The organism is Streptomyces sp. NPDC006261 (genome assembly GCF_040613515.1).
GTDB lineage: Bacteria > Actinomycetota > Actinomycetes > Streptomycetales > Streptomycetaceae > Streptomyces.
Window position 1 is genome coordinate 129,425 of sequence record NZ_JBEXSI010000009.1, and the last position, 22,272, is coordinate 151,696.

The window sequence follows — 22,272 nt, forward strand, 5'->3', positions numbered from 1 at the left end:
TACTTAACGGTAGTTAGCATCTGGGGAGTGAGCGTCTTGGCGGGTTCGACCGATTTCGACCTGTACCGTCCGGCCGAGGAGCACGACATGCTCCGCGAGACCATCCGCGCGCTCGCCGAGACGAAGATCGCCCCCTTCGCCGCCGCGGTCGACGAGGAGAGCCGCTTCCCGCAGGAGGCGCTGGACGCCCTGGTCGCCTCGGACCTGCACGCCGTCCACGTACCGGAGGAGTACGGCGGCGCCGGCGCCGACGCGCTCGCCACGGTCATCGTGATCGAGGAGGTGGCCCGCGCCTGCGCCTCCTCCTCCCTGATCCCGGCCGTCAACAAGCTCGGCTCGCTCCCGGTGATCCTCTCCGGCTCCGAGGAGCTGAAGCGCAAGTACCTGGGCCCGCTGGCCAAGGGCGACGCGATGTTCTCGTACGCGCTCTCCGAGCCGGACGCCGGCTCGGACGCGGCGGGCATGAAGACCAAGGCCGTGCGTGACGGTGACTTCTGGGTCCTCAACGGTGTGAAGCGCTGGATCACCAACGCGGGCGTCTCCGAGTTCTACACGGTCATGGCGGTCACCGACCCGACCAAGCGCTCCAAGGGCATCTCGGCGTTCGTCGTCGAGAAGTCCGACGAGGGCGTCTCCTTCGGTGCCCCGGAGAAGAAGCTCGGCATCAAGGGCTCCCCGACCCGCGAGGTCTATCTCGACAACGTCCGCATCCCCGCGGACCGCATGATCGGCGAGGAGGGTACGGGCTTCGCCACGGCGATGAAGACCCTGGACCACACCCGCATCACCATCGCGGCCCAGGCCCTCGGCATCGCCCAGGGCGCGCTGGACTACGCCAAGGGGTACGTCCAGGAGCGCAAGCAGTTCGGCAAGCCGATCGCCGACTTCCAGGGCATCCAGTTCATGCTCGCCGACATGGCGATGAAGCTGGAGGCGGCCCGCCAGCTCACCTACTCCGCCGCCGCCAAGTCCCAGCGCGTCGACGGCGACCTGACCTTCTTCGGCGCGGCGGCCAAGTGCTTCGCCTCCGACGTGGCCATGGAGGTCACGACGGACGCGGTCCAGCTGCTGGGCGGCTACGGCTACACGCGGGACTACCCGGTGGAGCGCATGATGCGCGACGCCAAGATCACCCAGATTTATGAAGGCACGAATCAGGTCCAGCGCATCGTGATGGCGCGCAACCTGCCGTAAGGCCTTTCGCTGTCTGTCCCTGCGGCCCCCGGCTCCATGCCGGGGGCCGCAGGTGTGCCCCGGCCCGGACGTCAGCGCACGACATCGAACACGTTCTTCTGGATGCCGTTCGCATACGCCTCGTACTCGACCAGCTTCAGCTTCTGGACGTCCTTGTCCGTCGCGCTGAACAGACGCTTGCCCGCGCCCAGCAGGAGCGGGAAGACGAGCAGGTGGTAGCGGTCGATCAGGCCGGCGTCCGACAGGCCGTGGTTCAGGGCGGCGCTGCCATGGATGATGACCGGTCCGCCCTCGGTCTCCTTCAGGGCGGCGACCTCGTCGAGCGAGCGCAGGATCGTGGTGTCGCCCCACTCCGGGACCAGGTCGTCCTCCTTGAGCGTGGTGGAGACGACGTACTTCGGCATCACCCTGTACCGGGCGAACTCCTCCATCGCCGGCCACACCGGACTGAACGCCTCGTAGCTGGCCCGGCCCATCATCAGCGCGCCCGCCTCCTCCTGCTCCCGGCCCTTGATCTCGTACGCCTCCGGGAGGAACTCCGCGTCCTTGAAGGTCCACCCCGAGTTCCGGTAGCCGGGCTCGCCGCCCGGGGCTTCCACGACGCCGTCGAGGGAGACGAAGGCGGTGCTGATCAGAGTGCGCATCGGGGGCTCCTGGGAATCTTGTACGGGTGTCTCGTGGCGGGCGGCCCTTGGGGCACCAACTCTTACGGATGTACTGACCGCGCACCCCGCCGAAACTCATCGGTCCAGGCAGGCCCATCCGTCCGGCTCCTTCGGTCTCCGCCCGGACCTCGGCCGGTACCCTCCCACCTCATGACCGAACTCGACAGGCTCACCGCCCTCTTCCGCGCCCTGGGAGCGGACGGCGACGCGCCGGACTGGGCCGAATCCGAGGCCGAGGAGGGGCTCCCGCAGCTCGCCCGCTACCGGTTCCTGCGGACGGTGTGGCAGGACGTCGACGCCTGGGGCACGGAGGCGTCCCGCTGGGTGGCCGCCTATCGCAGCGAGGGCGTGGCCGCCGGGGCCGTCGACCGCGCCCTCGCCGCCGGACTCACCCCCGAAGACCTCGGCGACCTGGCCCGCGAGGTGGCTCGGGAGACCGCGTTCGGCGTGCTGTACGCCCTGGCCGACCCGGCGGACGGATCGCTGCCCGCCGAGGTGGAGGAGCAGTTGCCGGGCTGGCGGCTGGCGGAGCTGGACCCGGCCGGCGAACCGACGGGCCGACATCTCGACGCGCTCCACGAGGACTTCGCGGGCCTGGAGCCGAAGGGGCCTGCCGCGTGACGCGGTGGCCGAGGAGGTGACCTCGCTCGTCCCGTGTTCCCGGCTCTTCGACACCGAGAAGGTCGGTGAGACGCTCTGGCACGTCCTCGGCGTCCCGGGGAAGGGCTTCCAGGACTTCCCGCCCTGGCGGCGGCCTGGTGGTGGAGACCGCACGGCAGGGCGGCGCGGGGGCGCCGGTACGGGGTCGTGCGGGTGGAGCGCGTGGAGCGCGTCGGGCCCGACGGGGCCGGAGAAGCCGCGCCCGTCCGACACGGACGACTACGGCCCCTCCCAGATCCGTCCCCTCATGGACGAGGAGGGGGAACATCGTCTACGGGACCCAAGTAGGCGGCGCCCCCCCCGCGATGGCCCTGCGGGGCCGGCGTCAGTTGCCCTTGACCGTGACCTTCTCGTCGTTCTTCAGCTGCTGCACGAGCTGCTTCACCTTGGCCTTGTCCCAGACCAGGTTGCCGCCGGAGCTGCCGGAGATCGGCATGTTCATCGACGTACCGTCGCCGCCCGTGACGCCCTTCATCGCGAAGAACATGTTGGCCAGCGACCAGAGCGACATGTCCTTGTCCACGATCAGGGTGTCCAGGCCCGCGCCCATCGTCGGGTACAGCTTGAACGGGTTGAGGACCGTGGACGGGGTCGCCGTCTGGCTCGCCAGCGCCGCGAGGAACTTCTGCTGGTTCTTCGTACGGTCCAGGTCGCTGCCCGCGAACGCGTACCGGGTGCGGACGAAGGCCAGGGACTGCTCGCCGTTCAGCGTCTGCTTACCGGCCTGGAAGTCGGCGCCGGACTTCTTGTCCTTGAAGGCCTTCGGGATGTCCATCTCGACCCCGCCGATCGCGTCCACGATCTGCGCGAAGCCGCCGAAGCCGATCTCGACGTAGTGGTCGATGCGCAGCCCGGTGTTGAACTCGACCGTGCGCACGAGCAGTTCGGGTCCGTCCTCGGCGTACGCGGCGTTCAGCTTCACCTGGCGGCCGGTGCCCTGGAACATCTTGCCGGACTCGGACCCCTTGAAGGAGGGGATCTCCACCTGGGAGTCGCGCGGCAGGGAGACCAGCGTCGGGCCGCTGGAGCCGTCGTGCAGGATCATCATCGAGTCGGTGCGCTTGCCCTCGGCGGAACCGGTGCGCAGCCGCTTCTTGTCCTCGGCCGACATGCCCTCACGGCTGTCGGAGCCGACGATCAGGTAGTTCGTCCCGTCGCCCGCTTCCGGTCGCTCGATGACCTTGGCGAGGTCGACCTCGCGCTTCAGCTTGGAGTCGGCCCAGAAGTACGTGGAGACCGAGACCACGAGGAGGACGACGACCAGGGTCAGCGCGCCGAGCTTGATCCGGCGGCGCCAGTCCGGAGCCGGGCGGCCATGGACGTAACCTGCGTCCCCGCCACCACGACCGCCGCCACCGCCCGCGCCTCCGCCGTAGACCTGGCCGGTGTTGTAACCGCTGTCGAAGCCGGGCTCGGGGCTGTTGCCGTAACCGGGGGAGCCGGCCGGGTAGCGGTCGTCGTACCCCTGGCTCTGCGGGGGAACCTGCGGCCTCTGCGGCGGGGCCGGGCGGCGCTGGATGTGGGGCATCGCCCGGGCGCTCTCGGGCTGGGGGCCGGCACTGCCCCGCCCATAGCGCTCGCTGCGGTCGCCGGTCCGTCGATCGGGCCAATCGTTCATCCGAACAGTGTGCCGTCCCGACCCACGGCTATTACAGGGTGTAAGGGAAATCGCACCAGGGCTGTTGCGAAGCTGATGCATTCTGCGGGATCCGGGCCCGCGCATAAGGTGGACTGTATGACAGATCAGGCCACCCGCTCGGAGCGCTCGCAAGAAGAGATTCCGGGCAAGCCCACCGCCGCGTCCCGCACGACCCTCAGCCACATCATGACCGGCAGCGACACCAACCTCCTGGGTACGGTGCACGGTGGCGTGATCATGAAGCTGGTCGACGACGCGGCGGGCGCCGTGGCCGGACGGCACTCCGGCGGGCCCGCGGTGACCGCGTCGATGGACGAGATGGTCTTCCTGGAGCCGGTCAGGGTGGGTGACCTCGTTCACGTACGCGCCCAGGTGAACTGGACCGGCCGCTCCTCGATGGAGGTCGGCGTCCGCGTGATGGCCGAGCGCTGGAACGAGTCGACCCCCGCCCAGCAGGTCGGCAGCGCCTACCTCGTCTTCGCCGCCGTCGACGGGGACGGCAAGCCGCGCCGCGTACCGCCGGTGATCCCCGAGACCGAGCGCGACAAGCGGCGCTACCAGGAGGCGCAGATCCGGCGCACCCACCGCCTCGCGCGCCGCCGGGCGATCAAGGAGCTGCGGGAGAAGCGCGTCGCCGACGGCATCGACGACTGAGACCGCAGCTCCCGGAGCGCCCTACGGGCAGACCACCTCGTCGCCCGTCACCGTGGCGAAGTCGCCCGTCTGCTTGTTCTCCGCCCGCACCGGCCGCACCTTCGTGAAGTCCGATCCGGCCGTCACCTCCATCGTGGGGCCCTGCCCCTGCACGGCCTTCAGCTCGCTCCCCGGCAACGCGGCGGCCAGCGACTTCGCCGACCGGTCCCAGCGCGGGTCGTACGTCACGAGCGTCCGTGCCAGGTCACGCAGCTTGCCGTTGAGCGGGGCTTCCGTGGTGTTGAAGCCGGTCGCGCGCAGGCCGGAGTCCACGTCCTTGCCGAGGCCGTCCTTCGAGGTGCCGTTGTAGACCTGCACCCGGATCTCCTCCGGTGCCACGTCCACCAGCACGGCCTGGGCCGGCTTCGGCGCGCCTGCCGCGGGCTTGGGCGGGGACGGGGTCAGCGGCTTGTCCTCGCGCAGCGCCTGGAACAGCTTCTTCGCCTTCGCCGCGTCCCACTGGACCGTGGAGCCGATGCCCTTGACCGGGAAGCTGGGGTTGCCGATGGGCACGGAGGTGAACTCGGACGAGGCCGGGCTGAAGTCCTTCATCGCCTTGCCGAGCGCCAGCATCTGCTCCGTACCGAACCCCTTGTCCGCCCGGACCGAGCCCAGCACGGAGGCGGAGACCTGCTGGAACCGCACCGGGTTCAGCAGCACCCCGTTGCTCGTCGCCTGCTTGATCAGCGCCGCCATGAACCTCTGCTGGCGCTGCATCCGGCCCAGGTCGGACGCCACGTCGACGTGGCGGGAGCGTACGTACTGGAGCGCCTTGCCGCCGTCGAGCTGATGGGTACCGGCGGGCAGGTCCAGTCCGGTGTACGAGTCCTTCATCGGCCGGGCCGTACAGATCTGCACCCCGCCCACCGCGTCGACCGTCTTCATGAAGCTGGTGAAGTCGACCTCCACATAGTGGTCGACCTTGACGCCTGTCATGTGCTCGACCGTCCGCACGGTCAGCGTCGGCCCGCCCTCCGCGTAGGCGGCGTTCAGCTTCACCGGGTGGCTGTCGTGCTTCTTGCCGGTGGTGCGGTCGGTGTGGGCGGGGACCTCCGCGTAACTGTCCCGGGGGAGGCTCACGACGCTCGCCCGCTGCTTGTCGGCCGAGAGGTGGACCAGCATGATCGTGTCGGTGCAGTGGCAGGGCGCGCCGCCCAGCTTGTACTTCTGCTTCTCCGCCTCGGTGATGGTGTCCCGGCCGTCCGTGCCCACGAGCAGCAGATTGGTCCCGTGCCCGGACTGGGGGCGGTTCTTCATGTCCTTGAAGGGGTCGACCCGGCTGATCCCGCCCTCCAGGCTGCTCACCACGGCGTGACCGATCCCACCCGCGCCCAGTACGAGCACCGAGAGCCCGGTGGCCACCCGCATGCCCCAGCGCGGCCGCTCGTCCTGCTTCCGTGAGCGGACGGGCCGGGCACCCTGCGGTGGACGGCGGCGCGGGGGAGTGGCGCGGGGGCGGGGCGGGTGCTGCGGTGGGCGGGGGGCGGTCACGGGGGGAGACACCTCCGCGGTGCACGGGGGGAGACACCTCTGCGGTGTGTCGGTCGACGGCGGCGCCGCTGCGGTGTGCCGACCGACGTAGACACCTGCGGTGCAACGGGACCATCGCACGGTAGGCCCATACGATCTCCGCCCCGGCCCACCACCCTGCGGCGCGCGCACCGGTGTCCCCCGTTCGCGGTAACGTGGCGGCCGAATAACGCCCCCTCCCGGGGTGCCCGCCTCCTGGGCGCGGAACCCCTGGCGCCCCCGAGGACCCCCTGAGGACCACATGTCTGCCGCGCAGTACCCCGCCGTCTCCGTGATCATGCCGGTGCTCAACGAGGAACGCCATCTCAGGAACTCGGTCCGGCACATCCTGGAGCAGGAGTACGCCGGTGAGATGGAGGTCGTGATCGCGCTCGGCCCCTCCACCGACCGCACGGACGAGATCGCCGCCGAGCTGGTCGCCGAGGACTCCCGGATCCACACGGTCCCCAACCCCACGGGCCGCACCCCCGCCGCCCTCAACGCGGCGATCAAGGCCTCCCGCCACCCCGTCGTCGTACGCGTGGACGGCCACGGCATGCTCTCGCCGAACTACATCGCGACCGCCGTCCGCCTCCTGGAGGAGACCGGCGCGCAGAACGTCGGCGGCATCATGCACGCCGAGGGCGAGAACGCCTGGGAGGACGCCGTCGCCGCCGCGATGACCTCGAGGATCGGCGTCGGCAACGCGGCCTTCCACACCGGCGGCCAGGCCGGCCCGGCCGAGACGGTGTACCTGGGCGTCTTCCGGCGCGAGGCGCTGGAGCAGGCGGAGGGCTACAACGTGGAGTTCATCCGCGCCCAGGACTGGGAGCTGAACTTCCGGATCCGCGAGGCCGGCGGGCTGATCTGGTTCTCACCCGAGCTGAAGGTCCAGTACCGCCCGCGCCCCTCGGTGAAGGCGCTCGCCAAGCAGTACAAGGACTACGGCCGCTGGCGCCACGTCGTCGCCCGCTACCACTCCGGCTCCATCAACCTGCGCTACCTGGCCCCGCCGACCGCCGTCGTCGCCATCGCGGCGGGCCTGGTGCTCGGCGCGGCCGTCACCCCGTGGGCGCTTCTCGTCCCCGGCGGGTACGTGGCCGCGATCGTCGCCGGGTCGCTGCCCGCCGGCAAGGGGCTCCCGCTGAAGGCCCGCGCGCAGATTCCCGTGGCGCTGGCGACCATGCACATGTGCTGGGGCTTCGGCTTCCTCACCAGCCCGCGCTCCCTGGCGAAGCGGGTCATCGCGAGCCGCCGCCCGTCGCTGGCGAGCAGTAGCAGCAGCAGCGAGACGGTCTGATCCGGCCGGTTCCGTACGCGAAGGGTCCCACCGGTGCCGTCCGGTGGGACCCTTCGCATACGTACGTTCCGCTATCGGGTCACCATGTGTACTTCGGGTCGACCTTCATGCAGCCCTCCTCCTCGCCGTTCTGGGCCCCCGCCGAGTCCGGGGTCTTCTCCGTGCCCTTGGAGACGGGGTAGGCCCCGCCCTCGCGCCAGTCGGCGCCGACGGCGAGCGAGATGCCGGAGACGTCGGTCGACCTCTTCACCTGCGAGACCGGGATGCCGAGTGCCTTGGCGACCGCCTGGGCGTCGCCCTCCAGATCCGCGCTCGGATACAGGATGGCCGTCCGTGTCGAGCCCGCCACGTTGTCGGGGTCGATGGTGGCCTTCGCGAAGCCCGACTCCTTGAGCAGCTTCTCCACGTCACCCGCACGCCCCGAGACCGGGCCGAGCGCGTCGGTGGCGGTCCCGTTCCGTACGGCCACGGCGATCTCGCCGACCGGCGCCGACGGGTCCTTCGGCTCCACCTTCTTCCGCTTGGACGCCTTGCCGTCCAGCGGCATGTCCTCGCGGACCATCCGGAACAGCTGCTCGGCGTCGCCCGCCTTCGGGTAGACCCGGCCGCGGTTGACGCCGGTTCCGTACACGTTCGGCATGGTCGACATCGTGATGCGTTTCGTCGGGACCTTCTTCAGCTCCTCGGCCAGGTCGTAGAGCTTCTTGACCGTGTCGAGCCCCTTGTCGACCGTCAGCGCGGTGGTCGCGGCCTCGGCCAGGTTCATCAGCTTCGCCGGGTCGGTGAGCTTGGTGCCCTTGCGCAGTTGACGCACCATCGAGTTCATGTACTGGTGCTGGGCCTTGGCCCGCGCGAGGTCGCTGCCGTCCTCGAAGCCGTAGCGGGTGCGCAGCCACTGGAGAGCCTGCTCGCCCTGGACGGAGTGGGTGCCTGCCTCCAGCTTCAGCCCGGAACCACCGCGGCCGTTGGCGCCGCGTGAGTGGATGTTGGCGGTCACACAGACCGGGACGCCGCCGATCGCGTCGGCCATCGAGACCACACCGGCGAAGTCGATCATCATGAAGTGGTCGATCCGGATGCCGGTCAGCTCGTACCAGGCGGCCACCGTGCAGCCCGGACCACCGCGGCGCAGGCTCTGGTTGGTCTGTACGTCCACCGTGCTGGCCGGGAAGACCTCACCGTCAGGGGCCGTGCACTTGGGCATCTTCAGCATGGTGTCGCGCGGCATGCTGACCACGGAGAGGTTGGAGCGGTCCGCGGAGAGGTGGAGCAGCATCTGCACATCGGCGAGCGGAGGGGAGCCGAAGGTCTCCTTCGCGCCGCCCAGCTTCTGGTTCTCCGCGGAGTCCCGGGCGTCGGAGCCGATGAGCAGGATGTTGAGCGGGGTCTGCCCGGCGGCGTTGGCCTTGTGGTCGGCCATCTGCCGGTCTCCGAGGGTCAGGTCCCCTTTCCTGATGTTGCCGTTGAGGTGCTCGTAGTAGAGATAACCGGCCCCACCGGTGCCGAGTATCAGCAGGGTGAGTACGGAGGAGATCCAGCGGAAGGCGCGCTGTCTGCCGCTCTTCGGGGCGCGGCGGCTGCTCCGGCCCTGGGTGTTCCTGCCCCGCGACCCGGCCCGACGGCCCGGGCCGTCGCCGGCCGCCTGCGCGGCCGGATCGCCCGCGCCGCCGTCACCGCTCTCGAGGCGCGTACGGCCCCCGCCGTCCCCGCCCTCGTCCCCACCGGGCCGATCCGCGTGACGGACGCGTGACCGTGTCCCCTCCCCGTGCGTACTGCTCCGTCCCACCGGACCCCCCCATGCTGTTCAGATTTCCGCTGTGACGCGGTGACTCGGTGTCACTTGGCGCAGACCGCCTTGTCCGCGCTCGACTTCTCGACGTCCTCCGGCATCTTCGCCGGTCCCGTGATGGGCATGCCCGCGCCCTTGAAGTCCGCCCCCAGCGTCAGCACCATCGCCTCCAGCTCCCCGGCGTCGGCGGTGCCCTGTTTCATGGCCGCGGCGGGCAGGCCCATCATCTCGGCGAGCGCGCGGGCCTGGTCGGCCTGGTTGGGCGCGTAGGCCAGGGTCGTCTTCCTGGTCTTCTCGGGGGCGTTGGCCTTGTTCGTGGACTTCAGCACGCCCTGCTGGTTCTGCAGCCAGGTGACGGTCGCGCCCGCGGCGCCGGAGATCTCACCGCCGTTGAGGACATCCACACGTACGTCGGCGGGCGCGGCCTTCGGGCCCTTGAGGAGGGCCGCCTGCTTGCCCTTGGCGGCCTTCTCCTTCTGCTTCACCTCGGTGAGCGAGGTGTCGGAGCGCAGCATCGCGAAGAGCTGCTCACCCTTGACCGGGTCCACGACCACGGTGATGGGCTTCGGCTCGGCCGGGTTGTCTATGACCGGCATCGTCAGGAAGGTGATGTTCTTCGTGTCGACCTTGCCGATCTCCTGGGCCAGCGTCATCAGCCTCTTCGCGTCGCCGATGCCCGTGTCGACCGTCAGCGCGTTGGTGGCCGCGTCGGCCAGCGTGTACAGCTTCTTCGGGTTGGTCAGGGTGTCGCTCGACTTCATCTCGCGGATCATCGAGGCGAGGAACTGCTGCTGCACCTTGATCCGGTCGAGGTCGCTCTCGTTGCCGAAGCTGTGCCGGGTGCGCAGCAGGGCCAGGGCCATCTCGCCCTGTACCTCCGATTTGCCCTGCGGCAGCTTCAGGTGCGACTTCGGGTCGTCGACCGGCTTGGCCATGCAGACCTCGACGCCGCCGACCGCGGTGGTCAGCTCCTTGACCGCGTTGAAGTCGACCATCATGAAGTGGTCGGGCTTGACGCCGGTGACGTTCTCGACCGTCTTCATGGTGCAGCCGGGATTACGGCCGTTCTGGCCGAGGCTGGTGTTGAAGCGTTCGTTCGGGGTGCCGGGGATGATCGTGGAGGTGCCGTCCGGCTCCTTCGTCTCGCACTCGGGGATCTCGGTCATCAGGTCGCGCGGGATGCTCATCGCCGTCGCGTTGGTCCGGTCCTCGGAGACGTGGAACAGGATGGTGGTGTCGGCGTGGCCCTCGCTGCCCTTGTCGCCGTACCCCTCGTTGCCCTTGCCGGTGCGCTTGTCGGTGCCGATGATCAGGATGTTCATCGGACCGTCGCTGAGGACGTTCTTGTTGCCCTGGTCGCCGATGTCGATGGCGTCGATGTTCCCGTTGAGCTTCTCGTACAGGATGTAGGCGCCCACCCCGGCAGAGAGGACGAGGAACGCCGTCACCCCGCCCGTCCACATCAGTGCCTTCTTCTTGCGCGCCTTCGGAGCCTTGCGCTTGCGGCGCCCCGCGGTGGCCGTGGCCTCGGCGCCGCGCCCGCCACTCTGGGAGGACCGGCGGCTGCGCTGGCCGGGCACCTCGGGGGAGTTGGTCCCGCGCCGGCCGGAACCCTCACGGCCGTCACGCGGAGCGCTGGTCCGCGCATCGCCGCGGCGGCCGGAATCCTCGGCAGTGGCCGTACGCGCGGTGACCGGCGACTCCCCTGCGGATTGGTCCAGTCGCAGTTCGTAATTGCCGGTGTGCGGGTTGAGCACCCACTGGTCTGCGGGGTCGATATCGTCCGCCCGCCCACGGCTTTGCGCATCCACGGTTGCCTGAGTCCTCCGTCGGTGCCACGCGAGGCGCCCTCCCCCGGCAAGGCGCTCGTTCCTTCGCTCCGGCAGTGCACGACCTGTTGGCCGGAAGCACCGGATCGCGTCACACTATCCGCCCCGTTCGTAAAGGAGCGACGTGCGTGACCCACACCACCCTCCTTACAACCGGTCATTCTTCCCATTAAGTGCCGATTGCCTTCTATGTCTTGGTGATTGCTTTACTGCTCACACAGGTCGTCCGCGGCGCTCGAGCCCGAGTAGGTAGGTGCTGGGGTCGGGCTTTCGGAGACGGAGCCGGAGCCGGTGTCGTCCGGCTTTCCGTCCCGGGCCTCTTCCTTCTCCTTGAGCTCTTCCGCCGGAACCACCGCGACGGGCTTGTCCTCGCGCAGCTGCTTGAAGAGTTCGCTCGCGTCCGGTTCGACGAGTTCATCCCGATTCGTGTTCTGGCGGTACGGCTGCCGGGGTACGGTCAGGAACTGCACCTGGTCGGTCGGCACGTCCCGCATGCTCCGCACCAGGTCGTACAGGTCCCGCAGCGAGTCGAGACCTGAGTCGGTCGTCAGCGACTTGGTCGCCGCGTCCAGGACCGGGTAGAGCCGGGTCGGGTTGAGCAGGACGCCGTTGCTCTGCATCTTGTTGACGAGGGCGCCGAGGAACCGCTGCTGGCGCTCCATCCGTTCGGTGTCGCTGCCGTCGCCGAGTGTCTTGCGCGCCCGTACGTAGCCGAGCGCCTCCTCGCCGTTGAGCGTCTGGCGCCCGGCCGAAAGCTCCAGGCGCGCGTCCTTGTCGTCGATCGGCTCCTTGAGGCAGATCTCGACCCCGTCCACGGCGTCGACCATGTCCTTGAACCCGTTGAAGTCGACGACCATGTGGTGGTCGATCCGGATGCCGGTCAGCCGTTCTACCGTACGGATCGTGCAGGCGGTGCCGCCGAGCTCGAACGCCGAGTTGAACTGGGCGAACCGCTCCCGGGTCTCCTTGTCGTCCCCGGTGCGGCAGTTGGGGACCTCCACCATCAGGTCGCGCGGCAGGGACACCGCCGTCGCGCTCTTCCGGTCCGCCGCGAGGTGCAGCAGGATCGTGGTGTCCGAGCGCTGGCTGCCGCCGTCGTCACGGCCGTACTCGCGGTTGTCGCCGGACCGGCTGTCCGAGCCGATGAGCAGGATGTTCTGGGCATCCATGACGACCGGGGTGGGCCGCTCCTTCTCGTACACCTTCAGCTCTGCGGCGGCGCTGGTGTCGGTGGTGATGTTGCCGTCGAGCTTCTTGTACAGCCACCAGCCCGCGCCCGCGGAGATCAGCACGAGGAACGAGGCGGCGAGGGCTGCCCAGCGCAGCCAGGGCCGCTTCCGCCGGGAGGCGCTGCCGTCCTTGGGGTGGTCGGCCCAGGTCTGTACGCCTGCGGCGCGGCTCTCACCGTCGCTGCCGCCCTGGTCGCCGTCCCCGCTGCCGCCGTCGCTGTCGCTGCGGTCCTGGGGGGTGTCCCTGTCCCCGCTGTCGCCCTCGCTGCTGCCTTCGCCGGCTTCGGCCTTGCCCTCGTCGCCGGAGTCCTGCGAGGCGTCGGGGCCGGCGCCGCCACCGGCGTTCGTGGCCTCGCCCTGAGGCACGTCGTTCCCGGGTTCGGGCTCTGCCTTCGAGTCCGTGGCCTCCGGCTCTTCCTGCGACCTGTCCTGCGGCGTGTCCCCGGCCGGGAGGTCCGGGTCGGCCGGCGTGCCAGCACTGTCGGTCACGTCTGCGTCCATCCTTCACGTTCGGCGGCGCGATGGGCCGCCGGTCGCAGGAGTAGACGGCTGAACCTCACGCTTGGTTGTGCACTGCCCAGAGAGTGGTCTGTACCGCCGATCATCTACCCCCCTCGGCGATCGTCACCGGGGGCTCGGCCCGCTGTGGGCCGGACGAGTGCACCTCGGGGCGCTTGTCATACCGCCGTGCTGGTGACCCGTTCGCTCTCGACGCGCTTCGCCAGGCCCTCCGCACCGAGCTGCCCGAGGTGGCGGCAGAGGACCACGGAGCCGCCGGAGGCCAGCGGCGCGAGGAGCCCGGTGCTCAGCCCCTCCCACGTGTCGTACGTGTGCCCGGTCAGCAGCCGGGACCCCGGTACGAGCCCGAGGGCCTCGGCATCCTCGCGGGCCTTCGCGACGACTTGCGCACCGGTCAGCTCCACCCCGCCCACGGCCAGTGCCGGAGCGTCCGGGTCCACCGGAACGAAGGGGACGAAGCGGTCGCCCTGGCTCGGCACCTCCACCGCGTAGTCGGCGAAGCCCTCGGGTGGCTGCGGGAACCTGCCGCCCAGCGGGCGCAGGGCCAACGCGACCCGCTCACCGCGGCAGGCGCGGGCCCGCTCCAGTGTGTCCGGCCCGCTCACGACGAGGTCGGCGGCGGCCGGGTCACCCTGGACGTCGGCGACGACCCCGGCCGAGGAGCAGGCGAGCAGCCAGACCGCGGACTGCCAGTGCGCGGGGAGGAGCAGGGCGAGCCGGTCGCCGGCCTCGGCGGCGAGGTCGCTCTGGAGCAGATTGGCGGTCTTGGCCACCCAATTGGCGAAGGTGGCCACCGACAGTTCGACGCGTTCTCCGGTGGCGTCGTCGTAGAAGGTGACCAGGGGGCGGGCCGGGTCCGCGGCGAGGGCGGATCGCAGCAGGTCGGCGGCGGTTCGGTCGCTGGAGTTCATCCGCGCAAGAGTACGCGGGGAGGCTCTGCGGGGCGGGCTGAACGGGTGTCACGTACACCGGTTCGGCGGACACGGCATCAGATGCGGCTTTCGGGACGAGTAGCCGGAGTTGTCTGGTTGTGGCCAGGATCATGCGTATGCGTGCACTAGTTGTCACCTCAGTCGGCGTCACCTGCGCAGCGGTCCTCACTCTGCCGCTCGCCACTTCAGCGGCATCCGCCCCCGCTTCCGTCTCCGCCACGGCCCCGCCCCCCTCCACGTCCCCGGCGTCACCGGGTGCGGGACCGCCTTCGGTGCAGGCCGAAGCGACGACGAGGAAGGCTCCCGCCCCCGACACGCCCACTCCCGACACACCCGCCCCCGACACCACAGAACCCCGCACCAACACGTCCGGCACCTCCGAGCCCCGTACGAACGCCCCCGGCACCACCGACACCTCCGAACCCCGCGCCGCCGCATCCGCGGCCGAACCGGCGGGCTCGACGCAGTCGCTGCCCCTGGAGCCCCTCCCCGTCCCCTCGAACCGGGTCGCGGGAGCACCGGCGGCCCAGGGCGTGCCCCAGCGCGACGCCCGCCCCTTCTCCCTGGTGGGCGTGGTCTGGGACGACGCCGAGGCCGAGCTGCACGGCACGGTCCAGGTCCGGACCCGGGCCACCGGCACCACGCGCTGGTCCGACTGGCAGGACGTCGAGACGCACAACGCCGACCACGCCGCCGACCTCGGCAGCGCCGAGCGCGAGGGGCGTGCGGTGCGGGGTGCGACGGCCCCGCTGTGGGTCGGCGACTCGGACGGCGTGGAGGTACGCGTACGTCCGGAAGCTCCGGAGGCCCCGGGGTCTTCGGACCCGCAGGACCGCGCGGCCACCCCCGCACCGCTCCCGGAAGGGATGCGCCTGGAGCTCGTCGACCCCGGAGAGGACGCCGGCGAGGCCTCCGCACCCAAGCCCGTCCGCGGCGGCCCGGCGGGCCGGGCTGCCGTCCCCGCCGTCTTCGCGGACACCCCGCCGACCGCCGCCGCCCTGCCGGAGGTCCTGACGGCCGAGATCGCCGCGGCCTCGGCGGTCAACGCGGAACTCGCGGAGCTCGGCGCGACCGTCATCCCCGCCCTCACCCAGGCGGAGACGCTGGAGTCGGTGAACCTGGCGCCCGGCGCGAAGCCGTACATCGGCCCACGGCCGAAGATCGTGACGCGCAAGGGCTGGGGCGCCGACGAGAGGCTCCGCGAGAAGAACTTCGGGTACACGAAGACGGTCAAGGCGGCCTTCGTGCACCACAGTGCGACCGGCAACAACTACAGCTGCAAGCAGGCACCCTCGGTGCTCCGCAGCATCTACCGCTACCACGTCAAGAGCATGGGCTGGCGTGACTTCGGCTACAACTTCGCCGTCGACAAGTGCGGAAACATCTACGAGGGCCGGGCCGGCGGCGTCACGAAGGCGGTCCTCGGAGCGCACACCCTGGGCTTCAACACCAACACGATGGGCATCGCGGTACTCGGCTCCTACGCCTCCACCAACCCGCCCGCCGCCGCTGTCACGGCCGTCTCCAAGCTCACGGCCTGGAAGCTCGGGCTGTTCGGCGCCAACCCCAAGGGAAAGGTGACCCTCGTCTCCGGCGGGAGCAACAAGTACAAGGCGGGTGTGAAGGTGAGCATGAACGTGATCGCGGGCCATCGGGACGGTTTCGCAACCGAATGCCCCGGAGCGCGTCTTTACAAGAAGCTCGGCAAGGCCAGGACCAGCTCCGCCAAACTGCAGGGCCGCTGACCGGTTCATGTCGGACCGGTCTGCTTAGACTGGCCAGCCATATACCCAGGCCAGGCCCCAGCAGGAAGCAGAGACGGTGCTGTGACAGAGGCAAAAGAAGCGATCCTCCTGGTCGGTGGCAAAGGCACCCGGCTGCGCCCGCTCACGGTGCACACCCCGAAGCCGATGGTCCCGGCGGCGGGGGTCCCCTTCCTGACCCACCAGCTGGCGCGGGCCAGGGCGGCCGGGGTCGAGCACATCGTGCTCGCCACGTCCTACCTGGCCGAGGTCTTCGAGCCGTACTTCGGCGACGGTTCCTCGCTCGGCCTGCACATCGAGTACGTCACCGAGCAGGAGCCGCTCGGCACCGGCGGCGCCATACGCAACGTCGCGGCCAAGCTGTCCTCCGGACCGGACGAGCCCGTCCTGATCTTCAACGGCGACATCCTGACCGGGCTCGACATCCGGGCCCTGGTCACCTCGCACAACGACTCCGGGGCGGACGTATCGCTCCACCTGACCCGGGTGGAGGACCCGCGCGCCTTCGGTCTCGTACCGACGGACGCGACGGGCCGGGTCACGGCCTTCCTGGAGAAGCCGCAGACGCCCGAGGAGATCGTCACCGACCAGATCAACGCCGGGGCGTACATCTTCCGGCGCTCGGTCATCGACACCATCCCCGAGGGCCGCCCGGTCTCCGTCGAGCGCGAGACCTTCCCCGGTCTGCTCGCCTCCGGAGCCCACCTCCAGGGCATGGTCGACTCCACGTACTGGCTGGACCTCGGCACCCCGCAGGCCTTCGTACGCGGTTCCGCCGACCTGGTCCTGGGCCGCGCCCCCTCCCCGGCCGTTCCGGGCCGCTGCGGTGACCGCCTGGTCCTGGAGACGGCCACCGTCGCCCCCGACGCCAAGCTCACCGGTGGCACGGTGATCGGCGCCGACGCGGTGATCGGCGCGGGCGCGAGGATCGACGGCTCGGCGGTCCTGGCCGGAGCGGTGGTCGAGGCGGGCGCGGTCGTCACCGACTCGCTCATCGGGGCGGGTGCGAGGATCGGCAGCCGTACGGTGCTGAGCGGCGCGGTGATCGGGGACGGCGCCCGGGTGGGCGCGGACAACGAACTGCGCGACGGGGTCAGGATCTGGTGCGGGGCGGTCCTCCCGGACGCCGCGATCCGCTTCTCGTCGGACCAGTAGGGCGGCTCGGCCCCGTACCCTCAAGAAGACACCTTCAGCACCCAGAACCCCCGAGGCCCCACCCGTGGCAGGACGATTCGCCCCCCGCACCGCGCGCCCGGCGCTGCCGCACCAGGCAGCGCCGACGGCGCGGGGCGATGAGACGTTCCTGACCCGGGAGTGGACCCCGCCGGGCCCGCTGGACCTGCGTCTGGTGCTGAGCCCGCTGCGCAGGGGCCCGGCCGACCCCACGTTCCGGATGACGGCGGGCGGCACGTTCTGGCGGGCCACCCGCACGCCGGAGGGCCCCGGGACCCTGCGGGTGGCGGCGCGCGGCGACCGGATCGGGGCGCGGGCCTGGGGCCCGGGCGCGGAGTGGCTGCTGGCCGGCCTCCCCACGCTCCTGGGCGCCGATGACGACCCGGACGCCTTCACCCCGCACCACCGCCTGCTCGCCGTGGCCCGGCACCGCCGCCCCGGCCTGCGGCTGCTCCGCACGGGCCTGGTGATGGAGTCGCTGATCCCCTCGATCCTGGAGCAGAAGGTCACCACGGACGAGGCGTACCGCGCCTGGCGCCTCCTGGTCCGCCGCTACGGCACCCCCGCCCCCGGCCCCACGGCCGAGCTGGGCCTCCACGTCATGCCGGACGCGCGGACCTGGGGGATGATCCCGTCCTGGGAGTGGCACAAGGCGGGCGTCGACACCAAGCGCTCCGCCACGATCCTGCGGGCGGTACGGGTGGCCCGCAGGCTGGAGGAGGCGTCCTCGATGCCCCTCCCCGAGGCCACGGCCCGCCTGGAACTGATCCCCGGCATCGGCCCCTGGACCTCCGCCGAAACCCTCCAGCGCTCCAACGGCGCCCCGGACGCGGTGACGGTGGGCGACTACCACCTCCCCGGCATCGTGGGCCACGCCCTGGCGGACAACCGCCACGCGGACGACGAGGAGATGCTGACCCTGCTGACCCCGTACGAGGGCCAGCGCCACCGGGCGGCGCGCCTGATCCTGCTGTCGGGCCGCATCCCGGAGCGCCGGGGCCCGAGGATGACACCGCGAAACATCGCGGCGCTGTAGGGCTGCCGATCGCAGCCCTTGCTCTTCCCAGCCCCTCCGCCCATTTTCAGCCCGTCCGGCGCCTGAGCAGCGCGTCCGGGGCGGAGCCACGAAACCCCAGCCCGTCCGGCGCCTGAGCAGCGGGTCCGGGGCGGAGCTACGAAACCCCAGCCCCTCCGGCGCCTGAGGACACAGGCGGGCCCGGGCCAGAGCCCCGGTTTCGGGAAGGGGCGGGTAGGGGACACGCCCCGCGCAGCGGCCGCACCTCGCACCCCGCACCCGGGCCCCCGCGCCCCCCCCACCTCACCGCACGGTGAGAAAGTCCTCCGCATCCCGGACAGCCCGCTCCCGGGCCACCCCCACCGCATGCCCCACAGCCACCGCCCCCAACGGATCCCAAGAGTCCGGCAGCGACAGCACCTCCCGCACCACCTCTCGGCAGAACATCGTCGAGGACACCCACGCCGACCCCAACCGCTCACCGGCCAGCGCCACCAGGAAGTTCTGCACCCCCGCCCCGGCCGCGACCACGAACATCTCGCGCTCCGCCGTGTCCCGCCGCTCGTCCCCGTACGCGTGGGAGCCGTCCATCACCAGGCACGGCACCGCCAGATACGGCGCGTTGCGCAGCACATCCCCGCGCCGCACGCGCTTCGCGATCGACTCCTCGCTCTTCCCGTCACGCCGCAGATCCGCGATCCAGGCGTCCCGCATCGCGTCCAGCAGCCGCGTCCGCGACTCGGCGGACTCCAGCAGCACGAACCGCCAGGGCGTCGTGTGATGAGGCGCGGGTGCCGTCACCGCCGCCGCCACCGCCCGCCGCACGGACCCCGGATCCACCGGCTCGTCGCTGAACTCGCGCACCGTACGCCGCTGGGTCACCGCCTCGCGCACGGCCTCCGACGTCCCGAGCCGGAACATGTCGTCGGCCGCACCGCGCACCAGCGCCCGCGCACCGGAGTCGCCCACGGAGTCAGGGGACACCACATGAGGCAACCCCCGCACCACAGCCACCGGCAGCCCCGCCGCCTTGCCCTTGACCAGGTCCCCGGCGGCGGCCAGCTCGTCCGCCGTCGCCACGACCGTGGCGCTGAGCGGATTGCCGTACGCGTCCGTCCCGCCGCGCAGATCGTCCAGCACGCGCACCCCCGCCGCCCCGATCGCGACATCGGTCAGACCGTTGCGCCAGGGCCGCCCGAAGGTGTCCGTGACGACGACGCCGACCTCGACGCCGAGGGTGTCCCGCAGCCCGTCCCGGACGGCCCTGGCGGAGGCGTCGGGGTCCTCGGGCAGCAGGAGCACGGTCCCGGCCGGAGTGTTCGAGGCGTCGACCCCGGCGGCGGCCATGACGAGACCCTGCCGGTTCTCCACGATCCGCAGGGCACCGCGCCGCGCCACGACCCGTACGGTCTCGGCGTCGATGGCGGCCTCGCGGTCGGCGGCCTGGATGATCCGGCCCTCGGCCTTGGAGACGATCTTCGAGGTGACGAGCAGGACGTCACCGTCGACCAGCCCCGGTTCGGCCCCGGCGATCAACTTGGCGAGATCGTCGCCGGCGCGCACCTCGGGCATCCCGTCCAGGGCCCACACGCGGAAGGAAGGCGCGGACCCGCCACCGGCCTCGGGGTCCGCGCTCACGCCCGCACCTCTCCGGCCAGCTCCAGCGCCTGTCGGGCCATCTCCGCGGTCGCGTCCACGTCCGTCATCATCAGCGGCACCGCCCGGCAGCGGATGCCCGCCGCCTCGACCTCGCCGACCGCACCGGCGTCCACCGTGTCGACCAGCCACCCGTCCAGCAGCCCCGACCCGTAGTGCTGGGCCACAGCGGCCGCCGTCGACTCGACGCCCACGGCCGCGAGCACCTTGTCCGCCATTCCCCGCACGGGGGCGTCCCCGACGATGGGGGAGAGGCCGACGACCGGCACCCCGGCCTCGGCGATGGCCTCCCGGATCCCGGGCACGGCGAGGATGGTGCCGATGGAGACCACCGGGTTCGACGGCGGGAAGACGATGACGTCGGCGGAGCCGATGGCCTCGAGCACGCCCGGCGCCGGCTTGGCCTGCTCCGCCCCGACCGGCACGATCGCCTGCGCCTCGACGGAGGCGCGCAGCTTCACCCAGTACTCCTGGAAGTGGATGGCCTTGCTCTCACCGTCCATCTCGACGGCGACGTGCGTCTCGACCCGGTCGTCGGACATGGGCAGCAGCCGCACCCCGGGCTGCCAGCGGGCGCAGAGCGCCTCGGTGACCGCACTGAGCGGATAGCCCGCGCCGAGCATCTGCGTACGGACGATGTGGGTCGCGAAGTCGCGGTCGCCGAGACCGAACCACCCGGGCCCCACCCCGTACGCCGCGAGCTCCTCCTTGACCTGGAAGGTCTCGTCGGTCCGCCCCCAGCCCTGCTCCTCGTCGATGCCACCGCCGAGGGTGTACATCACGGTGTCGAGGTCGGGGCAGACCTTCAGCCCGAACAGATGGATGTCATCACCCGTGTTGCCGATGACCGTGATGTCCGCGTCGGGCGCGGCCTGCTTGAGGCCACGCAGAAAACGAGCACCACCGATACCACCGGCCAGAACAACAATGCGCATGCACAGCAGTTTGTCAGGCGGGTACGACATCCACGGCCGTCGGGGCGCATTGCGCGGCGTGCATCGGCATCTCGGTCAGACCCGGGTGGTAGATGTGCAGACTGACGGCCGGTTCGAGCGAGTCGTTGACCACTTCGTGGACGTACCCGGAGGCGAAGGCGCGCTGCGCACCGGTGCCGAGAGCCCGGCTCCCGCGCTCGGTGTGCTCGGTCAACTCGCCTTCCAGGACCGTCAGTACCCCGGAGGAGCGGCCGTGGTCGTGGCGTCCGCTGCCCTGTCCGGGGACCCAGCTGAGCAGCCACACCTCGTAACCGGGCGGGGCCTTTCCCGTTCGAGTGGAGCCGGGAGCCTGGGGACCGGTCTGGAGCCGGTGGTACCAACGGGTCGTGGCGTCGTACCGGACGAGTCCGGCCCAGCGTGCGCGGTCGGCCGCGATGGAGCGGGCGAGTCCGACGAACTCGGAGACGGTGGAGGGATGCTCGCGGGCGGGCTGCAGGAGGTGCTGGACCTCAAGGATGTCGCCGGCGATCTGAAGGTCGCTGTCGCTGTTCATGGGATGCGGTGATTCCTCGGCATGGGGGATGCGCGTGCGGGGGAGTCGCGTGGAGCGTCGCAGCCACGGAAGAGCTGCGGGGGGATCCGGGAGAACGGAAAGAAGGCTGGATCAGAGCTGGAGCACTAAGGCATCAACAGCTGTGACAGCTGGAACAGCAACAGCGAGCCTGGACAGCGCTACGGAACCCACGGACGTGGGTGACGTGCATCGCTGCGATCGCTGACATGAGATCAAGGAGACCGGCTGAATCGCTCCCTGTCAACCCGATGCTCGATATGCGAGCGATGTTTCACCCCTTCCGGTTGTCGCGTGAGGAGAAAGGTTTGCTCACTGCCAAGGGCGGAGACATGGCGCATCACCCGCACCTCTAAACACGACCGAGGGGTCGTGACCTGACTGTGATCTTGATCGCTACAGTGATCGAATCGCAACGCAAGGGGACCCCTGATCGTCTTGACCGAGGGAAGGCGTGATGGAGTGAAGTCTGTGGCATATGTCAGGTTTTTGGTGATTTGAACACTTAACGCATACGCTTGGTTCCGCAGAGTGAATCCCTGGGCCAATAGCAGATCCTCGCTTGACTGGCTTGGAGATACACACTTGTAATTTCACTCGTGTTGTTCGGCCGCAACCAGTAACGGCCGCATCACGGGACGCAAGAGACAGACGAGGGGCGCACATGACCGAGCTGTTCCAGCAACTGCTGGTCGAGGACGCGGACGAGGAACTCGGCTGGCAGGAGCGCGCACTGTGCGCCCAGACCGATCCCGAGTCCTTCTTTCCCGAAAAGGGCGGATCCACCCGCGAGGCCAAGAAGGTCTGTCTCGCCTGCGAGGTGCGGTCGGAGTGCCTCGAGTACGCGCTGGCCAACGACGAACGCTTCGGCATCTGGGGCGGACTTTCCGAACGTGAACGACGGCGCCTAAAGAAGGCAGCGATCTAGCCACCCTCACGGAGGGCTGCGGTCCAGGCACCTGGAAAGGGCTGCGGTCCGGCCGCCTCAAGACGGCCGTGATGCAGGCATCTCATCCGTTCCCACCGCTCCGCCCGGCCCCGGCAGCCCTTTCCCGAGCAGGGCTCCCCAGGACCACGACCGACGGCCCGTCGCCCAACGCCCCCATCCCCGGGGAGCGGGCGACGGGCCGTCGGCATGTACGCGCCCCCCGCGCCCCAGGGGCGTTCACCCGCTCCGGACCACCCCGACGGATCCGTACCG

Annotated in this window: 18 protein-coding genes; 8 read left to right on the forward strand and 10 right to left on the reverse strand. The window is 70.5% G+C overall.

Translation table 11 applies throughout. The features are described from left to right. Positions 1–36 precede the first annotated feature (36 nt). Positions 37–1,194 (forward strand): acyl-CoA dehydrogenase, encoded by a 1,158-nt coding sequence (locus tag ABZ154_RS08115; protein ID WP_073879277.1) that lies wholly within the window; start codon positions 37–39, stop codon positions 1,192–1,194. 71 nt (positions 1,195–1,265) lie between these two features. Here the strand turns inward: ABZ154_RS08115 and ABZ154_RS08120 are convergent, their stop codons facing one another. Then, complete coding sequence (locus ABZ154_RS08120) at positions 1,266–1,838, reverse strand: dihydrofolate reductase family protein (RefSeq protein WP_356830158.1); 573 nt, start codon at positions 1,836–1,838, stop codon at positions 1,266–1,268. A 171-nt stretch (positions 1,839–2,009) separates the two neighbouring features. Between ABZ154_RS08120 and ABZ154_RS08125 the strand changes: the two genes are divergently transcribed. Beyond that, positions 2,010–2,480 (forward strand): hypothetical protein, encoded by a 471-nt coding sequence (locus tag ABZ154_RS08125; RefSeq protein ID WP_356830160.1) that lies wholly within the window; start codon positions 2,010–2,012, stop codon positions 2,478–2,480. Positions 2,481–2,844: 364 nt separating this feature from the next. On the opposite strand, the gene ABZ154_RS08130 is transcribed toward ABZ154_RS08125, so the two are convergent. Next, the gene (locus ABZ154_RS08130; protein ID WP_356830162.1) at positions 2,845–4,137 is read right to left on the reverse strand and encodes an LCP family protein; all 1,293 of its coding nucleotides are present in this window, start codon (positions 4,135–4,137) and stop codon (positions 2,845–2,847) included. 117 nt (positions 4,138–4,254) lie between these two features. On the opposite strand from ABZ154_RS08130, the gene ABZ154_RS08135 reads away from it, so the two are divergent. Further along, positions 4,255–4,812 (forward strand): acyl-CoA thioesterase, encoded by a 558-nt coding sequence (locus tag ABZ154_RS08135; RefSeq protein ID WP_356830164.1) that lies wholly within the window; start codon positions 4,255–4,257, stop codon positions 4,810–4,812. A 21-nt stretch (positions 4,813–4,833) separates the two neighbouring features. Here the strand turns inward: ABZ154_RS08135 and ABZ154_RS08140 are convergent, their stop codons facing one another. Beyond that, positions 4,834–6,219: an LCP family protein gene (locus ABZ154_RS08140; RefSeq protein WP_356830222.1), complete on the reverse strand. Its 1,386-nt coding sequence runs from the start codon at positions 6,217–6,219 to the stop codon at positions 4,834–4,836. Positions 6,220–6,622: 403 nt separating this feature from the next. Between ABZ154_RS08140 and ABZ154_RS08145 the strand changes: the two genes are divergently transcribed. Continuing rightward, a complete protein-coding gene (locus tag ABZ154_RS08145) occupies positions 6,623–7,660 on the forward strand; it encodes a glycosyltransferase family 2 protein (protein WP_356830166.1) in 1,038 nt (345 codons plus the stop codon). A gap of 79 nt (positions 7,661–7,739) precedes the next feature. Here ABZ154_RS08145 and ABZ154_RS08150 read toward each other — a convergent pair whose 3' ends face one another. The 4 genes from ABZ154_RS08150 to ABZ154_RS08165 all read right to left on the reverse strand — a co-directional run bounded on the left by ABZ154_RS08150 (position 7,740) and on the right by ABZ154_RS08165 (position 13,937). Then, positions 7,740–9,446: an LCP family protein gene (locus tag ABZ154_RS08150; RefSeq protein WP_356830168.1), complete on the reverse strand. Its 1,707-nt coding sequence runs from the start codon at positions 9,444–9,446 to the stop codon at positions 7,740–7,742. 50 nt (positions 9,447–9,496) lie between these two features. Next, entirely contained in the window at positions 9,497–11,029 is a 1,533-nt protein-coding gene (locus ABZ154_RS08155) for an LCP family protein (RefSeq protein WP_356830224.1), read from the reverse strand. A 455-nt stretch (positions 11,030–11,484) separates the two neighbouring features. Continuing rightward, positions 11,485–13,008, reverse strand: coding sequence for an LCP family protein (locus ABZ154_RS08160; protein WP_356830170.1), 1,524 nt, complete (start codon positions 13,006–13,008; stop codon positions 11,485–11,487). Positions 13,009–13,184: 176 nt separating this feature from the next. Beyond that, the gene (locus tag ABZ154_RS08165) at positions 13,185–13,937 is read right to left on the reverse strand and encodes a TIGR03089 family protein (protein WP_356830172.1); all 753 of its coding nucleotides are present in this window, start codon (positions 13,935–13,937) and stop codon (positions 13,185–13,187) included. A gap of 137 nt (positions 13,938–14,074) precedes the next feature. Between ABZ154_RS08165 and ABZ154_RS08170 the strand changes: the two genes are divergently transcribed. From ABZ154_RS08170 to ABZ154_RS08180, 3 genes are all read left to right on the forward strand, one after another. Beyond that, entirely contained in the window at positions 14,075–15,703 is a 1,629-nt protein-coding gene (locus ABZ154_RS08170; RefSeq protein ID WP_356830174.1) for an N-acetylmuramoyl-L-alanine amidase, read from the forward strand. An 81-nt stretch (positions 15,704–15,784) separates the two neighbouring features. Further along, complete coding sequence (locus ABZ154_RS08175) at positions 15,785–16,876, forward strand: NDP-sugar synthase (protein WP_356830176.1); 1,092 nt, start codon at positions 15,785–15,787, stop codon at positions 16,874–16,876. 64 nt (positions 16,877–16,940) lie between these two features. Then, on the forward strand, positions 16,941–17,930 hold the full coding sequence (locus ABZ154_RS08180) for a DNA-3-methyladenine glycosylase 2 family protein (RefSeq protein ID WP_356830178.1): 990 nt from the start codon (positions 16,941–16,943) through the stop codon (positions 17,928–17,930). Between the two features lie 282 nt (positions 17,931–18,212). On the opposite strand, the gene ABZ154_RS08185 is transcribed toward ABZ154_RS08180, so the two are convergent. The 3 genes from ABZ154_RS08185 to ABZ154_RS08195 are packed head-to-tail and all read right to left on the reverse strand — an operon-like array spanning position 18,213 to position 21,053. Further along, positions 18,213–19,547 carry a coenzyme F420-0:L-glutamate ligase gene (locus ABZ154_RS08185; protein WP_356830180.1) on the reverse strand — a complete coding sequence of 445 codons (1,335 nt, stop codon included), beginning with the start codon at positions 19,545–19,547 and terminating at the stop codon, positions 18,213–18,215. Then, a complete protein-coding gene (gene cofD, locus ABZ154_RS08190) occupies positions 19,544–20,500 on the reverse strand; it encodes a 2-phospho-L-lactate transferase (protein ID WP_356830182.1) in 957 nt (318 codons plus the stop codon). Before cofD ends, ABZ154_RS08185 begins: the two co-directional genes overlap by 4 nt. Before the next feature lie 13 nt (positions 20,501–20,513). Then, the gene (locus tag ABZ154_RS08195; protein ID WP_356830184.1) at positions 20,514–21,053 is read right to left on the reverse strand and encodes a cysteine dioxygenase family protein; all 540 of its coding nucleotides are present in this window, start codon (positions 21,051–21,053) and stop codon (positions 20,514–20,516) included. Between the two features lie 682 nt (positions 21,054–21,735). On the opposite strand from ABZ154_RS08195, the gene ABZ154_RS08200 reads away from it, so the two are divergent. Continuing rightward, positions 21,736–21,999: a WhiB family transcriptional regulator gene (locus ABZ154_RS08200; RefSeq protein WP_014046372.1), complete on the forward strand. Its 264-nt coding sequence runs from the start codon at positions 21,736–21,738 to the stop codon at positions 21,997–21,999. Positions 22,000–22,272 lie beyond the last annotated feature (273 nt).

Excerpts from the sequence above, each read along its gene's own strand:
- ABZ154_RS08120 (WP_356830158.1), bottom strand. The coding sequence starts at position 1,838 with ATGCGCACTCTGATCAGCACCGCCTTCGTCTCCCTCGACGGCGTCGTG.
- ABZ154_RS08125 (WP_356830160.1), top strand. The coding sequence starts at position 2,010 with ATGACCGAACTCGACAGGCTCACCGCCCTCTTCCGCGCCCTGGGAGCG.
- ABZ154_RS08130 (WP_356830162.1), bottom strand. The coding sequence starts at position 4,137 with ATGAACGATTGGCCCGATCGACGGACCGGCGACCGCAGCGAGCGCTAT.
- ABZ154_RS08135 (WP_356830164.1), top strand. The coding sequence starts at position 4,255 with ATGACAGATCAGGCCACCCGCTCGGAGCGCTCGCAAGAAGAGATTCCG.
- ABZ154_RS08140 (WP_356830222.1), bottom strand. The coding sequence starts at position 6,219 with ATGCGGGTGGCCACCGGGCTCTCGGTGCTCGTACTGGGCGCGGGTGGG.
- ABZ154_RS08145 (WP_356830166.1), top strand. The coding sequence starts at position 6,623 with ATGTCTGCCGCGCAGTACCCCGCCGTCTCCGTGATCATGCCGGTGCTC.
- ABZ154_RS08160 (WP_356830170.1), bottom strand. The coding sequence starts at position 13,008 with ATGGACGCAGACGTGACCGACAGTGCTGGCACGCCGGCCGACCCGGAC.
- ABZ154_RS08165 (WP_356830172.1), bottom strand. The coding sequence starts at position 13,937 with ATGAACTCCAGCGACCGAACCGCCGCCGACCTGCTGCGATCCGCCCTC.
- ABZ154_RS08170 (WP_356830174.1), top strand. The coding sequence starts at position 14,075 with ATGCGTGCACTAGTTGTCACCTCAGTCGGCGTCACCTGCGCAGCGGTC.
- cofD (WP_356830182.1), bottom strand. The coding sequence starts at position 20,500 with ATGCGCATTGTTGTTCTGGCCGGTGGTATCGGTGGTGCTCGTTTTCTG.
- ABZ154_RS08195 (WP_356830184.1), bottom strand. The coding sequence starts at position 21,053 with ATGAACAGCGACAGCGACCTTCAGATCGCCGGCGACATCCTTGAGGTC.
- ABZ154_RS08200 (WP_014046372.1), top strand. The coding sequence starts at position 21,736 with ATGACCGAGCTGTTCCAGCAACTGCTGGTCGAGGACGCGGACGAGGAA.